The organism is Enterococcus sp. DIV0724b, from assembly GCF_050531475.1.
GTDB lineage: Bacteria > Bacillota > Bacilli > Lactobacillales > Enterococcaceae > Enterococcus_L > Enterococcus_L haemoperoxidus.
In genome coordinates this window covers 2,320,907-2,334,886 of the sequence record NZ_CP172890.1, presented here as the reverse complement: position 1 = coordinate 2,334,886, position 13,980 = coordinate 2,320,907, and the positions used below count along the sequence as shown (strand labels likewise).

15 protein-coding genes and 1 pseudogene are annotated in these 13,980 nt (G+C 34.3%); 12 read left to right on the top strand and 4 right to left on the bottom strand.

Annotated elements, in window-relative coordinates; all coding sequences use genetic code 11:
* The first annotated feature begins 123 nt into the window (after window positions 1–123).
* The 4 genes from IGJ02_RS10750 (at window position 124) to IGJ02_RS10735 (ending at window position 2,247) form a co-directional block, all read left to right on the top strand.
* On the top strand, window positions 124–576 hold the full coding sequence (locus IGJ02_RS10750; RefSeq protein ID WP_430601972.1) for a hypothetical protein: 453 nt from the start codon (window positions 124–126) through the stop codon (window positions 574–576).
* A gap of 231 nt (window positions 577–807) precedes the next feature.
* Window positions 808–1,119 carry a TIGR04197 family type VII secretion effector gene (locus IGJ02_RS10745; protein WP_430601971.1) on the top strand — a complete coding sequence of 104 codons (312 nt, stop codon included), beginning with the start codon at window positions 808–810 and terminating at the stop codon, window positions 1,117–1,119.
* Entirely contained in the window at window positions 1,119–1,496 is a 378-nt protein-coding gene (locus IGJ02_RS10740; protein WP_430601970.1) for a DUF3958 family protein, read from the top strand. Before IGJ02_RS10745 ends, IGJ02_RS10740 begins: the two co-directional genes overlap by 1 nt.
* Complete coding sequence (locus tag IGJ02_RS10735) at window positions 1,486–2,247, top strand: T7SS effector LXG polymorphic toxin (RefSeq protein WP_430601969.1); 762 nt, start codon at window positions 1,486–1,488, stop codon at window positions 2,245–2,247. The genes IGJ02_RS10740 and IGJ02_RS10735 overlap by 11 nt, the downstream gene beginning before the upstream one ends.
* Window positions 2,248–2,437: 190 nt before the next feature.
* Here IGJ02_RS10735 and IGJ02_RS10730 read toward each other — a convergent pair whose 3' ends face one another.
* From IGJ02_RS10730 to IGJ02_RS10715, 4 genes are read right to left on the bottom strand one after another with little or no spacing between them, the layout of a single operon-like run.
* Entirely contained in the window at window positions 2,438–3,082 is a 645-nt protein-coding gene (locus IGJ02_RS10730) for an ECF transporter S component (RefSeq protein ID WP_430601968.1), read from the bottom strand.
* 16 nt (window positions 3,083–3,098) lie between these two features.
* Entirely contained in the window at window positions 3,099–3,641 is a 543-nt protein-coding gene (coaC, locus tag IGJ02_RS10725) for a phosphopantothenoylcysteine decarboxylase (RefSeq protein ID WP_034682632.1), read from the bottom strand.
* Window positions 3,641–4,411: a phosphopantothenate--cysteine ligase gene (coaB, locus tag IGJ02_RS10720; RefSeq protein WP_430601967.1), complete on the bottom strand. Its 771-nt coding sequence runs from the start codon at window positions 4,409–4,411 to the stop codon at window positions 3,641–3,643. The genes coaC and coaB overlap by 1 nt, the downstream gene beginning before the upstream one ends.
* 14 nt (window positions 4,412–4,425) lie before the next feature.
* A complete protein-coding gene (locus IGJ02_RS10715; protein ID WP_430601966.1) occupies window positions 4,426–5,418 on the bottom strand; it encodes an oxidoreductase in 993 nt (330 codons plus the stop codon).
* A 266-nt stretch (window positions 5,419–5,684) separates the two neighbouring features.
* Here IGJ02_RS10715 and IGJ02_RS10710 point away from each other — a divergent pair, with 266 nt between their 5' ends.
* The 8 genes and pseudogenes from IGJ02_RS10710 to IGJ02_RS10675 all read left to right on the top strand — a co-directional run bounded on the left by IGJ02_RS10710 (window position 5,685) and on the right by IGJ02_RS10675 (window position 13,961).
* Window positions 5,685–6,203: an FUSC family protein gene (locus tag IGJ02_RS10710; protein WP_430601965.1), complete on the top strand. Its 519-nt coding sequence runs from the start codon at window positions 5,685–5,687 to the stop codon at window positions 6,201–6,203.
* A gap of 202 nt (window positions 6,204–6,405) precedes the next feature.
* A complete protein-coding gene (locus tag IGJ02_RS10705) occupies window positions 6,406–6,948 on the top strand; it encodes a helix-turn-helix domain-containing protein (protein ID WP_010763232.1) in 543 nt (180 codons plus the stop codon).
* A 136-nt stretch (window positions 6,949–7,084) separates the two neighbouring features.
* The gene (locus IGJ02_RS10700; protein WP_430601964.1) at window positions 7,085–8,170 is read left to right on the top strand and encodes an ABC transporter ATP-binding protein; all 1,086 of its coding nucleotides are present in this window, start codon (window positions 7,085–7,087) and stop codon (window positions 8,168–8,170) included.
* Between the two features lie 11 nt (window positions 8,171–8,181).
* Complete coding sequence (locus tag IGJ02_RS10695; protein WP_010763234.1) at window positions 8,182–8,991, top strand: ABC transporter permease; 810 nt, start codon at window positions 8,182–8,184, stop codon at window positions 8,989–8,991.
* A complete protein-coding gene (locus IGJ02_RS10690) occupies window positions 8,988–9,824 on the top strand; it encodes an ABC transporter permease (RefSeq protein WP_430601963.1) in 837 nt (278 codons plus the stop codon). The genes IGJ02_RS10695 and IGJ02_RS10690 overlap by 4 nt, the downstream gene beginning before the upstream one ends.
* The gene (locus IGJ02_RS10685) at window positions 9,821–10,894 is read left to right on the top strand and encodes an ABC transporter substrate-binding protein (RefSeq protein ID WP_430601962.1); all 1,074 of its coding nucleotides are present in this window, start codon (window positions 9,821–9,823) and stop codon (window positions 10,892–10,894) included. The genes IGJ02_RS10690 and IGJ02_RS10685 overlap by 4 nt, the downstream gene beginning before the upstream one ends.
* Window positions 10,895–12,053: 1,159 nt before the next feature.
* Window positions 12,054–12,485 (top strand): annotated as a pseudogene (locus IGJ02_RS10680) (DUF3732 domain-containing protein); the annotation flags it as partial.
* A gap of 489 nt (window positions 12,486–12,974) precedes the next feature.
* On the top strand, window positions 12,975–13,961 hold the full coding sequence (locus tag IGJ02_RS10675; protein ID WP_430601961.1) for an alpha/beta hydrolase: 987 nt from the start codon (window positions 12,975–12,977) through the stop codon (window positions 13,959–13,961).
* The last annotated feature ends 19 nt before the right edge of the window (window positions 13,962–13,980 follow it).

The window sequence follows — 13,980 nt, the reverse complement described above, 5'->3', positions numbered from 1 at the left end:
TTGAGTAAAATTAAAATAGCTCATTCTTAAATGAGCGAATATGTCAACAAATTCATCCTTTTTCAACCTACTCAAAAATGATACGATAAAAGAGGTACAAATAAAGAATAAAGGAGAAAAGAAATGGAGTTGGGAAGGTTATATTCCGATGCATATCGCAGAGGAATCATGTTGGGTGTGTTCTTTTTATTACCAGTAATCCTATGTTTTGGGTTGATTATTTTTACTGATGTCGATCGACTCGGTATGCAAATGGGGTTAATAGGTGGAACGATTTTTGCTGTATTATCGATTTTTCAATTTATCTTTAGAAAAGATGGGTTGTATTTGTATGAAAATGGCTTAGAGCTGGTTCATTTTAATCGAAAGAAAGTATTAATGTACGAAGATATACGCTATTTTACAATTACAAGTAACTGGAATCTAGCTGGGATCAGTACAAGTTTTATCTCATTTCGTAAGTCACCCCATATCGTGATTCGTTTAAAGAATGAAAAAATGATCAAAGTCTTTTTTGAAGTGAATCAGTTTGCAGCAAGTGAGTTGGCAAACAAAGTAACCTATGTTAAATCATAGTATTTCTAAGAACTTGTCAGATTTATGGACAAGTTCTTTTAGTTTAATCTAAGATACTTGATGAAATGGAGCGTTTATATTTTGAAAAATAGTAATTGCAAGTCTCAGATTTGCAATTTTTTTTCGTCTAAAAGAAAAATTTGATAACTATAAGACACATTAATGTGGCAAAATGATGTTAAGGAGTTTAGGGAGACGAAAATGTAAAAATAGGGGAAAGGGGGTTGAAATATGTCGGAAACCAAAAGCAGCCTAACTGTGGCAGGAGTTATTTCAGCGCAGTTTAATCATACTGTCCGTGGTTTTTCTTCCGTGAATAAAACGACATGTGAAGCTGAACACACCACCTTAAGTGGAAATAATAATGCCCAAAATAGCTTAACAAGTATTCATAGTCGAGGGCAGCGTATAGCAAATGCGATTACTCGTGACGGTAATCATATTCATTCAAAAGCACAAGAATTCAGTTTGATCGATCAAACAATCAAACAACCTTTTGACTTACAACGATTTTCTTCATCTCTTGGAGGTGGCAGAAGCTGATGAGTGTAAAAGAAAAAGAACTAAAAATTAATCAGCAGTTACGACAGGTGAATCTTGAGCAAGAAGAAAAATGCCGAGAGATTCAGGAATTAGAAGAGTTGGAAGCAGATTATTTTTCGATTCATCAACAGGAACAACAATATTACCAAGCTTTGATTTTTAACAATGAAGGCTCGCAATATACAGGTCATTTTATAAAATTAGATGATGAGGCTAATCGCATACATCAATATGAGCGCCAACGTTTAGAAGATATAGCAGAACGTTTGGTAAGTGAGGAAGTGCAATTAAGAGACAAAGAAGAGGAATTATACATTCAAAGAGCACAGCTGTTTTCTGATATAGAAAGAGTGGAGGATGACCGCTATGGGCATTGATTTTTACATAGATGAAGTAAATGGACAAAGTGCTGCTGCAAAACAAATGGCAAATGAATACATTCAATTTTGCGGAACATTAAAGAATAGTGTCGATGCATTTATGAATGCACCACTTTCTAGTAAAACGTATGATTCAGCGAAAGTCTATTTCTCAGCAGTCTATCCGATATTAGCAAATGGGTTTATACTGGCCTGTGAGGCATTAATTGAAGCGCACAGTAAATTTCCCAAAGAGTTTCAGTCCTCGGTAGACACGTGTGATGTGATCGAAGAACAATTAAAAGCAGAGCTTGCACAAGGGCAGGCTATACTGCAAAATATGGTACGTACGATGGACAAAGAAAAAGTACCTAATCCACGGATGAAACAACGGTATCTAGGCGTGCAAAGTTCGATTCAAAAGAACAAAGAAAAACTGCAGAAGTTGTATGAATTCAATACAACCTCCCAAAATTTGTTTTCAGAATTCGAAGCACAGCTGGCAAATTTAGATGCTGGACTAGCAGAAGTTGAAAAAGGCGCAGCATGGAATCCTGTTTCAGGAACATTTGATTTGTCGAGGATGAATTTGTCTTGGATAAAACCGATAGGAAATGAGTGGGATAAACGACAGAAGAAAATTGAAGCAAAAGCTAGAGCATCTGAACAAATACATCAAAAAATAGACTATCAATTTAATGAAGTAGACAATCTAATTGGTGTGATTGTGAATGGAGAATTTGACCTCGCGAAAGCGCACGAAGTATAAAAAATGATTGAAGCTCGTGACATTGGTTGTTTAAGAGGATTTGGTTCAGAATGTTTAGATCAATGGAATATTATTGAGGGAAAATCTATTGTAGATGATTTATTTGGCTAAGCAGTATTTGTTGTTGATTCAAAATAAAAAGCATGTAAAGAGACTTTTGTCAGTCTTTCTACATGCTTTTTCACTATCATTACAATTTTTGTGTGGCATTTTTTTTCACTAAGCGCAATAATACAGAAGCGACGCCAACCGTGGCAATAGCTGCAACGATCGCTTCCACAACGCCGCTGGTAAAAATTACGGTCAAAATACCTGTATAAATTGCGGCACCGCTTGCGCCAATACTTTGTGCATAAGAATCTTTAAATAGGAAATAAATCAAGTTCATCACGAGGATCGTATTTGTAACGGAACCAAGAAAACCTGCAATAAACAAACTAACAGGTTGTGAACTAGGTTTATTTTTTGTCAGTTTTTTTAAACCCATAAAAACAAAATAAGGCACAATACCGATTAAAATTCGTGGAACTAGAGCAACAATAATTGCTTTCCAACTACCTTGATCAGTTCCGATTACAGGAATAAACGGAGAGAAAACAAAGGACAATGGCGACAAAACAATCGTGCTGCGGATCATACTGATGATACCAAAGACGCCGCCTAAAAACGCACCGATTCTTGGGCCTAAGACAATGGATGCGATAATCACTGGAATGTGCATGGTTGTCGCATTGATCGGTCCGATTGGAATAAATCCTAAAAAAGGAACTGCAGATAGTAGAATTAGAATCGCTAAAAACATAGCAGTTAATGTAAAGGTTTTAGTATTTTTCATAAATGACTCCTCAAAATTATTTCGCTAAAATGTCATTGATCTTAGCGACAATCTCCTCAACTGTTGCAAGGGCACCGCGCCCAAAATCACCACAAGCTAATAAGGCTTCCCGTGGATCGATTTCATGATACCCAACTTCTTTGAGTGTTGTTAAATTTCGTTGCGTGATAGGATTTTGATACATATAAGTATTCATTGCAGGAGCGATAAATTTAGGTACTTCTTCTTTTAACGCTAACGCAACAGTAGAAAGCATATCATCTGCAATACCATTAGCTAATTTGGCTATAATATTAGCAGAAGCTGGAGCGACTAAGAAAAGATCGGCCTTTTTTGCTAATTCGATATGGTTGATCTTATCAGGTGTTATTTCTTCCATGACATCTGTATGAACAGGATTTTTAGATAAAGACTGCAGTGTCAATGGGGTGATAAATTTCGTGCTGTTGGTCGTCATGATTACATCGACATTGTAGCCTAATTTTGTGAATTGACTGGTAATATCTGCGGCTTTATATGCCGATATACTGCCGGAAATCCCCAATAAGATTGTTTTCATCATTGCATCCTCCATTTTTCTTCAATTTTAGAAACGATTAGTTGAGCGATCTCATTTTTTGTCTGAGCTGTCTCCGTTTGTCCTTGTGTATCGATCAAGATTCCTTGATGTTGGTCGCCTTTAATCTTCTCAAGATCATTAGCTAGTACAAAGTCACAGTTGTTTTTCGCTAAGATTGTTTGACCAACTTGAATTAATTCTTCTGTGGAAACGCCAACTAACAATTTGAATCCTACAAGCACTGCTTGGGGTTGTTTTTCTCTAAGCATTGCAATTATTTTAGGGTTTTTCTTCAAAAAAAGCAAGAGGCGATCTGTTCCAGAAGGAATTTTCTTTTCTTGTTGAATCGTTTTGCCAATTTCATCTAAACTAAGGTAAAGAGCCTCTGTCAATTTGGTTAGATCGGATAAGGCATCATCTTTTGTTAATGTAGTTGCAAGTTTTTCAATAAAAGTTTCTTCTGACAATGTTGTTTCAGTAGTAAAATCACTAACAGCCATGCTATGAATGATTCCATCAAATGTTTGGTGCTCAAACTGATCGAGTAATGCTGATTCTAATTCTTTTGTTGTTTCAATTTCAATAAGGGTCAAATTTGTTTCATTAGTAGGTCGGACTGCTCGAGGAGTGGTTACGTATGTTACGAAATGTCCTTTTGCTAAAAAGGTTTCGCCAATTATTTTTCCAAGACGTCCAGTCGAATGATTGGTTATAGAACGCACATTATCGATTTTTTCTGACGTTCCTCCTGCTGTGATTAAAATATTCATTTATCGTTACTCCTTTAGTTCATTTTGATGATTGTTCGTCCACTATGGGTGCCGGCTTGCAGCTGTTCTAAAGTTTGAGGCAGTTCATCTATCGTTATTTCATTTACTAGTTCATGATGGCTTACATTCAAATCAGTTGCTAGACGTTGCCAAATAGCTAAACGTTGGGGCATTGGAACATTGACTGAATCGATGCCTAATAGATTGGTCCCTCTTAAAATAAAGGGTAAAACCGTTGTGTTTAACTTGATTCCAGCAGCATTTCCACAGATAGCAATACTTCCGCCATAGCTAAGTTGAGCTAACAAGACGCTTGTTACTTCACCTCCAACAGTGTCGATGACAAAATCCACAGTTTGTCTTGCTAATGGCTTGATTTTTTCAGGCATGAATTCTTCTAATAAAAGCACTTCAGATGCGCCAATTTTTTTCAAAGGCGCAATTGCTGCTTTTTTCCGACTCAACGCTACGATATTTTTATAACCAAGTTGTTTTAACATGGCAATTGCTAAACTTCCAACACCGCCAGATGCGCCTGTAACTAAAATTTTTGCTTCTTTATTTTGAGCGAGTCCATTATTTTCTAACGCTTGAACAGACAATGCAGCGGTGAAACCAGCTGTTCCAAAAATCATAGCGTCTTTTAAGCTTAATTCGTTTGGTAGAGGAACGATCCAATCTCCAGATACTCGAGCGATTTCAGAGAAACCACCAGTATGAGTTACGCCTAAACCATAACCTGTTACTAAAACATTTTGGCCTTCTTTAAAACGCTCATCTTGGGATGACAAAATAGTCCCACTTAAATCAATTCCAGGAATCATGGGATAATCACGAATGACACCCCCATTTTCTTTTACCGCGAGTGAATCTTTATAATTAACCGAAGAGTAGGCAACTTTGACCAATACCTCTCCTTCAGATAAATCAGTAAGTGCTATTTTTTCTACTGCACTAGTGATCGTTTCAGCTTCTTTTTTTACACGAAATCCCCAAAACATATCCATAAATATCCTCCTTTGTCATGTACGTCACAACGTTCCTTGTGATTATACTTTTTAGCATGCTTCAAAGTACAATTTGAACGAAGACAAACAACTTTTCTTTTATTGCTACTATCATAACATATTCTCTTTTTATCTTTAGCAAATTCTTCTTGAAGAACTCTTCTTAATAGAAGAAAAATGGGGTAGAATAGAAGATGAGATTTTTTATTGGACAATAAGAAAAAAATTAGTCATGTTTTTGCTAAAAGTGAAAGGAATTCAGTTTGTTGAAATTTAAGATTGGTATGCGAACATTTAAAACGGGGTTAAGTGTCTTTTTTTGTATTCTAGTGAGTATTTTATTAAAGCGGGAAACTTATGTAGTAGCAGCGATTACAACGGTTTTTACACTGCGAGAAGATATGGAGAATACGCTAAAATATGGCAAGCATCGAATCATAGGAAACGTGATGGGGGCAATTATGTCGATTGCAGTAATTGCTGTATTTAACTGGTTAGGCAGAACAGAGCTTGTCCAGTTGATTTTTATTCCAGTTATCATTACGTTGATGATTGCACTACTTGCGAGTCTTGGGTACCATGAAGGAACGGTCGGCGCCTGTGCAACCTTGTTAACGATCGTATTTATGATTCCAGCGGATCAGTCTTACGGATATGCATTTGCCAGAGTGGTTGACAGTTTTATCGGCATGGGGATTGCGCTGTTGGTAAATTATTTCATCCCGTTGAAGCTCAGTAAAAAAAGAATGATACGATCTATAGAAAATAAAGAAGTGTCTGAATAACAGATGCTTTTTTATTTTGTCAAAATAAGTCAATCAATGCTAGTATAAAAGTATGAGATAAATATAAAAAAATCAAACTTTATTACTAAAATTTGTTGCTATTTTTTGAAAAATTCGTATACTAGAAAAGGTAAAATTAAACTTTTAGTTTAGTATGAGCAAACTTTTATGTGTTTTTAATAGATTGAAATGGGGTGGTCAAATGGAAATTGGTGAGAAGCTGCGGAACTTACGTGTACAAAAAAACTTAACACAAGAAGAATTAGGTGAACGAACAGATTTAACAAAAGGGTATATTTCTCAGTTGGAACGTGATTTAAGCTCGCCTTCAATGGAGACATTTTTTAATATTTTAGAAGTATTAGGCATCACGCCAGAACAATTTTTTAGTGAGCGGACGCTAGCTCAAAAAATTGTATATAAAGAGGAAGACAGTACACTTTATTATGATGAAGAGAATGGTTATGAACTAAAATGGCTGATTCCAGAATCAAACGAAAAAGAGATGGAACCGATTGTTTTGACATTTGACAAGAATGGTCAGTATAAGACATTTGAACCCTCATTATCTGAAACGTTTATCTATGTGATCGACGGTTCTGTTTCATTGATATTAGGGGAAACAACGTACACTGCTAAGAAAGGCGAAGCAATGTACTATCAAGCGAAGGAACGTCATCAGTTGATCAACCATTCAAAAGGAAAAAGTCGGATATTGATCGTTGCTACGGAGTCCTATTTATAGCATTTAATTTTTTAGACTTGGCTTTCGGAAAAAAGAGAAAATCAGATTGTGGCTAAAAGCGCCACCCTCGTATTTTCCTATTTTTCATTCAAGGTAAAACGAGTCCATTACATTTTTAAAACGGAGGTATCAGCGGGTGAAGAAAAATATTATTACGTTTGAAAACGTTGTAAAACAATATGATGATGAAAAAGTTCTAAAAAACGTTAGTTTTGAAATTGAACAAGGAAAATTTTATACATTGCTAGGACCTTCTGGTTGCGGGAAAACAACGATTTTACGGATTTTAGCTGGTTTTGTAGATGCGACGGAAGGGGATATTTATTTTGATGGACAAAGAATCAATGATATTCCAGCCAATAAACGTCAAGTGAATACTGTCTTTCAAGATTATGCTTTGTTTCCTCATATGAATGTGTTTGATAATGTAGCATTTGGGTTAAAAATCAAAAAGATACAGAAGAAAGAAATTGAAAAGAAAGTGAAAGATGCTTTGCGGATGGTTCAGTTACCAGGTTATGAAACGCGTGAAATCAGTGAGATGTCTGGTGGTCAGCGCCAACGTGTAGCGATTGCCCGTGCCATCGTCAATGAACCCAAAGTCTTGCTTCTAGATGAGCCTTTATCTGCATTGGATTTGAAGTTGCGGACAGATATGCAATATGAATTACGTGAATTGCAGCAACGTTTAGGAATTACGTTTATTTTTGTTACACATGATCAAGAAGAAGCTTTGGCAATGAGTGATGAAATTTTTGTCATGAACAAAGGACACATCGTGCAAAGTGGTACGCCTGTAGATATTTATGATGAACCAATCAATCATTTCGTGGCAGATTTTGTGGGAGAAAGCAATATTGTCAACGGCACAATGATCGAAGATAATTTAGTTGAATTTGTCGGCAAACGTTTTGAATGTGTGGATGGCGGGATGCGCCAAGCAGAACCAGTTGAGATAATGTTACGTCCGGAAGACCTGACGATTACGACAGCAGACAAAGGAAAATTAGTTGTAACTGTCGATACGCAATTATTCCGTGGGGTTCACTATGAAATCATCTGTCATGATGAAGATCACAATGAGTGGATGGTCCATTCAACTCGAAAAGCAACAGAAGGTGCTAAAGTTGGACTTTTTTTTGAACCTGAAGATATCCATGTTATGCGTTTCAATGAGTCAGAGGAAGATTTTGATGCTCGTTTAGAAAGCTACGAAGAATAGGAGGAATAATAATGAAAACAATGCGTCGGATTTATTCAATTCCTTATATGATGTGGCTATTATTGTTTGTGATTGCGCCTGTTTTGATGATTATCTATCAATCTTTCTTTGATATGAACGGCCAGTTTACTTTAGACAATTATCAAACATACTTTACGTCAGGCACTTATTTGAGTATGACACTTAATTCAGTTTGGTATGCTTTTTTGATCACGTTGTTTACGTTTTTGATCAGTTATCCAACTGCTTACTTTTTAACAAAGTTAAAGCATAAGCAATTGTGGTTGATGTTGGTTATTTTGCCAACATGGGTGAATCTCTTACTGAAAGCTTATGCTTTTATTGGGATCTTTAGCATTCATGGAAATGTGAACCAGTTCTTAAGTTTTCTTGGAATTGGTCCGCATCAAATTTTATTTACAGATTTTAGTTTTCTATTTGTCGCAACCTATATTGAAATTCCATTTATGATTTTACCAATCTTTAATGCGCTAGAAGAACTCAATCCTTCGCTGATCAGCGCTAGCCGTGATCTTGGGGCTAACAGTGTTGAAACCTTTCAGCGAGTGATTTTTCCACTTTCATTGAATGGGGTAAAAAGTGGCGTTCAAGCAGTTTTTATTCCCTCACTATCCTTATTCATGTTGACTCGTTTGATTGGTGGAAACCGTGTTATCACATTAGGTACAGCTATTGAAGAACACTTTATGGTGACACAAAACTGGGGCATGGGCTCAACAATTGGTGTGATTTTGATTGTGGCAATGTTTGTTGTGATGCTGTTGACAGGTGAGAAGAAGAAAAAGGGGCGGGTGAAATGACAAAGAAAAAATTTAAATGGTCTTATCTATATCTGATCATCGTTTTTGCTTTATTGTATGCACCGATTTTCTATCTGATTTTCTACTCATTCAATGATACAGATACGATGAATAAATTTACGGGATTCACACTTGCAAATTATGCGGCTGTTTTTGACGATACACGCTTATTGATCATTGTGTTGAATACGTTCTTGTTGGCTTTTTTATCGGCGCTATTAGCTACGATCATCGGCACATTTGGGGCGATGGGAATTTATTACACAAGACGTAGAAAAACTAGAACAGCTTTGATGAGTTTTAATAATATTTTGCTCGTATCTCCGGATGTCATTATTGGTGCCAGTTTTTTGATCTTTTTTACAGCAGTTGGCTTTATTAGCTTAGGTTTTGCCAGTGTATTATTGTCTCATATTGCCTTTAGTATTCCGATCGTCGTCTTGATGGTGCTACCAAAATTACAAGAAATGAATGACTCGATGGTGGATGCAGCTCGTGATCTTGGGGCCAATAATGTACAAGTAATCAAAAATATTATCTTGCCATTTTTATCACCAGGTATTATTGCAGGTTATTTTATGGCATTTACCTACTCACTAGATGATTTTGCCGTGACCTTTTTCGTTACTGGAAATGGATTCTCAACACTTTCAGTTGAAATTTATTCTAGAGCGAGACAAGGAATTAGTCTAGAAATCAATGCGCTAAGTGCCTTAGTATTTATTTTCTCTATGATTTTAGTGATCGGCTACTATTTTATCAGCCAAGATAATACGTCCAAACGTATGAAAAAAATGCGTCGTGAACAAAGTGAGGTGGCTAACCTTAAATGAAAAAACTACAATCTTTGCTTATCGGCATTTTAGCGATCATACTGATTTTATTTTTCGGAGTTCGTCAATTAGAAAAAGCCAGCGGTATGGCGGGTGCTGATACCTTGACGATTTATAATTGGGGCGATTATATTGATCCTGATTTATTACGTAAATTTGAAAAAGAGTCAGGTTATAAGGTCAATTATGAAACATTTGACTCGAATGAAGCCATGTTTACGAAAATCCAGCAAGGTGGTACGGCGTACGATATCACGATTCCTTCTGAATATATGATCCAAAAAATGATGAAAGAAAAAATGCTATTGCCGATCGATCATAAGAAACTAAAAGGATTAGAAAATATCGATGAACGTTTTTTAAATTTAGATTTTGATCCGCAAAATAACTATTCGATTCCTTATTTTTGGGGAACATTAGGGATCATTTACAATGATAAATTTATTGGCGAAGATCAAATCAAGCATTGGGACGATTTGTGGAAACCAGCATTGAAAGATAATGTGATGTTGATTGATGGTGCTCGTGAAGTATTAGGACTATCCTTAAACAGTATGGGATATTCATTAAACAGCAAAAATAATCAAGAGTTGCGCAAAGCAACGGATAAATTGAACAAACTAACAACTAATGTAAAAGCAATTGTTGCAGATGAAATCAAAATGTACATGATCAACGAAGAAAGTGCGGCAGCTGTAACGTTTTCTGGTGAAGCAGCTGAAATGCTTGATGGCAATGAACATCTTCATTATGTGATACCATCAGAAGGATCTAATTTGTGGTTTGATAATATCGTGATTCCTAAAACAGCAAAAAATATTAAAGGCTCCTACGAATTTATCAATTTCATGTTGCGACCTGAAAATGCTGCTCAAAATGCAGAATACATTGGGTATTCCACCCCAAATAAGGCAGCGAAAAAATTATTACCTGAGGAAATTTCTAGTGATGAACAGTTTTATCCAAGTGATGAAGTGATTAAGCATTTAGAAGTTTATGAAGATTTAGGGGCGAAATATTTGGGGATTTATAATGATTTGTTTCTTGAGTTTAAGATGTACCGCCGATGATTGGAAAACTCAGTAAAAGCGGGTTAAATCAACAAAAATTCAGGAGAATAAGCCACCGTTTTTACTGTCAGTTTTCCAAAATGCTACCAAAAGCGACGAAATTGTCGCTTTTTTGGTGTTTTCTACCAGAGATTTTTAGCTACAAAGCTTGGTTTATGTATGATTAAGCATAGATGTTTTTTTTGAGAAAAATTATCATTAAAAAAAATTGTTAAAAATTGTTTTTTATCTAGAAAAAGAGTACTAGAAACATCTACTGTAAATTCTGGATATGAAAATTTTAATATAACAACATTTTATCGCCATGTAAAAATAAATTGAATCAATTCTAAGTTAAATTATATTGGCAGTAAATTTTAGCACACTTCTGAAAAGGTATCGTATATGGCGATATCTTTTTCTATTTTCCAACAAGAATATAGTTCATGAGAATATTTAAGTCAACACACTCCTGTGATAGTTTGTCAGTAGGTTCCTTGAATGAATCACAGTTTGGGAGGCAACCCAAGTTCTTGATAGTTGATTGATAGAATTTGTTTTATAGTAGAACTGTTCAGCGAAATTTATATATTTCAATATAATGTATAATTTACTATAAAAATAAGAACTCTCTTTTTCTTTATAGGTATTTGATATAATTAAGTAAATTTTATGTGAGGATAGTACAACATGAGAACTAAATTAATTTTTTCAAATGAAGAATCACATATTGGGTACGGTGCTGGTAGCGGTGATATAGAAAGATATGAATGTCCTTTTACTAATGGGAAAATAAAAAATTAGATGAAAATATAAAAATGTAAGTAGAAAAAATTAAAACTTCGTAATTATATTGATGAATTAGAGAATATTAGGCAAAAACATCTAGAAGAAATTCAAAATATTAAATCAGAGATTGATGGTATTTATCATCACAATAATAGAGCTAAAACGCTTATAGAACTACACTCTAGAAAGGAAAAGGTTGTAGGTAGAATTAGCTTATGGTTAGAAAGTTTAACTGATGAAGAAAACTCAAGTAATATAGAGATAAAAATCAAAACACTGAATTTAAGATTAGAAGAAATTCATGTTTTATTAGATAAAGATTCTATTGAAGAACGAAAACAATCAGCTTTATTACGTATTTCAAGTGATATGATCAGAGGCAAAAGAATTAGATCTAGAACATTCATCTAATCCACATAGACTAGATATGAATAAAGTAACGGCTGTTGTTGATAAAACTGACTGCCTAGTACAATTACAACAACATGGAAGTGGATCAAATTGGGTTGGAGTTCACTTAATAGCTTATTTTGCGTTACAAAAATATTTCACTCAAAGTAAACGTCTTGTACCTAGGTTTCTATTCATGGATCATCCTTCCCAAGTAAATTTCCCTTCAAAGACAGAAGGTAAAGACACTGATAGGGAAATATTTACAAAAATGTATGATTTCATGTATAACAAAGTAAATTCTTTATCGAACCAACTTCAAGTAATTGTAGTTGATCACGCTAAACTATATGATAATCATAATTTCAAAGCTTCGGTTATTGAAGACTGGCATACTGATTTAAAACTCATACCAATAGATTGGTATGAATAAAATATAGTATTGGCAGTACTAATTAACTTTTAAAAATTAGTTAGGTTTTTCAAAATAATACACAAATTAATGACAATAATTGTTAATACTTCAAACATTGATTTATCATTTCTATATGTAATTACCATTCAATGAATGTGATAGGCTTATAAGTAATAGAGAAGGGATTCAGTTATGGAACAACTATAAACTATAAATTATAAATTAGTAGCTAATATATATAAAATAATTAATGTTAAACCATTAATATGAAGTGTTTTAATAAGTATAAAGCTAATGATTAAAGAGAGTATGTTTATCGTTCACTAGACATGAAAGCTAAGTTATGTATAATTAAACATGTTAAAAGACAAGAGTAAATATAGAAGACAATGATTTAGTTGACCCAAATACCAAAGTTTAAAAGAAAGAGATCTATCATTTAAAGATAAAAATAGAGTGGAAAAATAATATGGCTTTGAGTATTTTGAAAATAAAGGAGAGTTTTTTATGAAAAAAATAGCATTAGGTGTATCAGTAATTATTTTGATTAGTATTTTATCTTTTTTTACCATATTATTTTTCACTCCTAAGCCTTTATTTGCAGCTGTTAAGGCGATACCTGTTGAAGCAAATTTAACAAAGCCATCTAATTACAGAGAAATTGAAGATAATATTAGTGTTAAAAAAAATATTACGTATTCAAATGAATATTTGGAAAGCACATTAGATATTTATTCACCGAAAAAGTTGAAAGAGTCGGCTCCTGTAATTTTATTTATTCATGGTGGTGGTTTCTTTAAAGGCGAAAAAGAGATGGCAAAATATTTTGGTCCCACACTTTCCAATGAAGAATATATTTTTGTAAGTATTAATTACAATCTTGCGCCGAAGGCTACAGTATTTGACCAAATTAGGCAAGTGAATGAAGCGGTCAAATTTATTGTTGAGAATGCTGAACAATTTTCAATAAACGAAAATGAAATTAGTTTAGCTGGCTCGTCAGCAGGAGGTTTTTTAGCGTTACAATTGTTATCAGCTTACCATGATGATAGTTATGCAAAAAAAATTGAAATTCAGCCAGTAAAAAATACACTATATAAAAGTCTACTTTTATATAGTGCTGTATTTGATTTATCAGAATTTCAAAACTTTGATGGTAATATACTAAGTAATTATGTGGTTTCTAAAATGGGTTGGGGATTGACTGGCGAGAAAAATTGGAAACAAGACAAGCATTTAGGTCAGCTTCTAAATTTAAATAATTATATCAGTGAAAAATTTCCACCGATATTTATTACAGATGGAAATACGAATACTTTTACTAAACAAGCTAAAAACTATGTAGCTAGGCTAGAAGAATTTAAAGTTCCAACTCAAACTTTGTTCTTTGATTCAAAAGTTGAGGTGGGACATGGATATCAATTAAATATGGAGAGTCATGCATCAGAGAAAGCTGTGGCTCAATCGTTAGTATTTTTAAAGTTAGATCAATAAGTTACTTAATTAAATTATG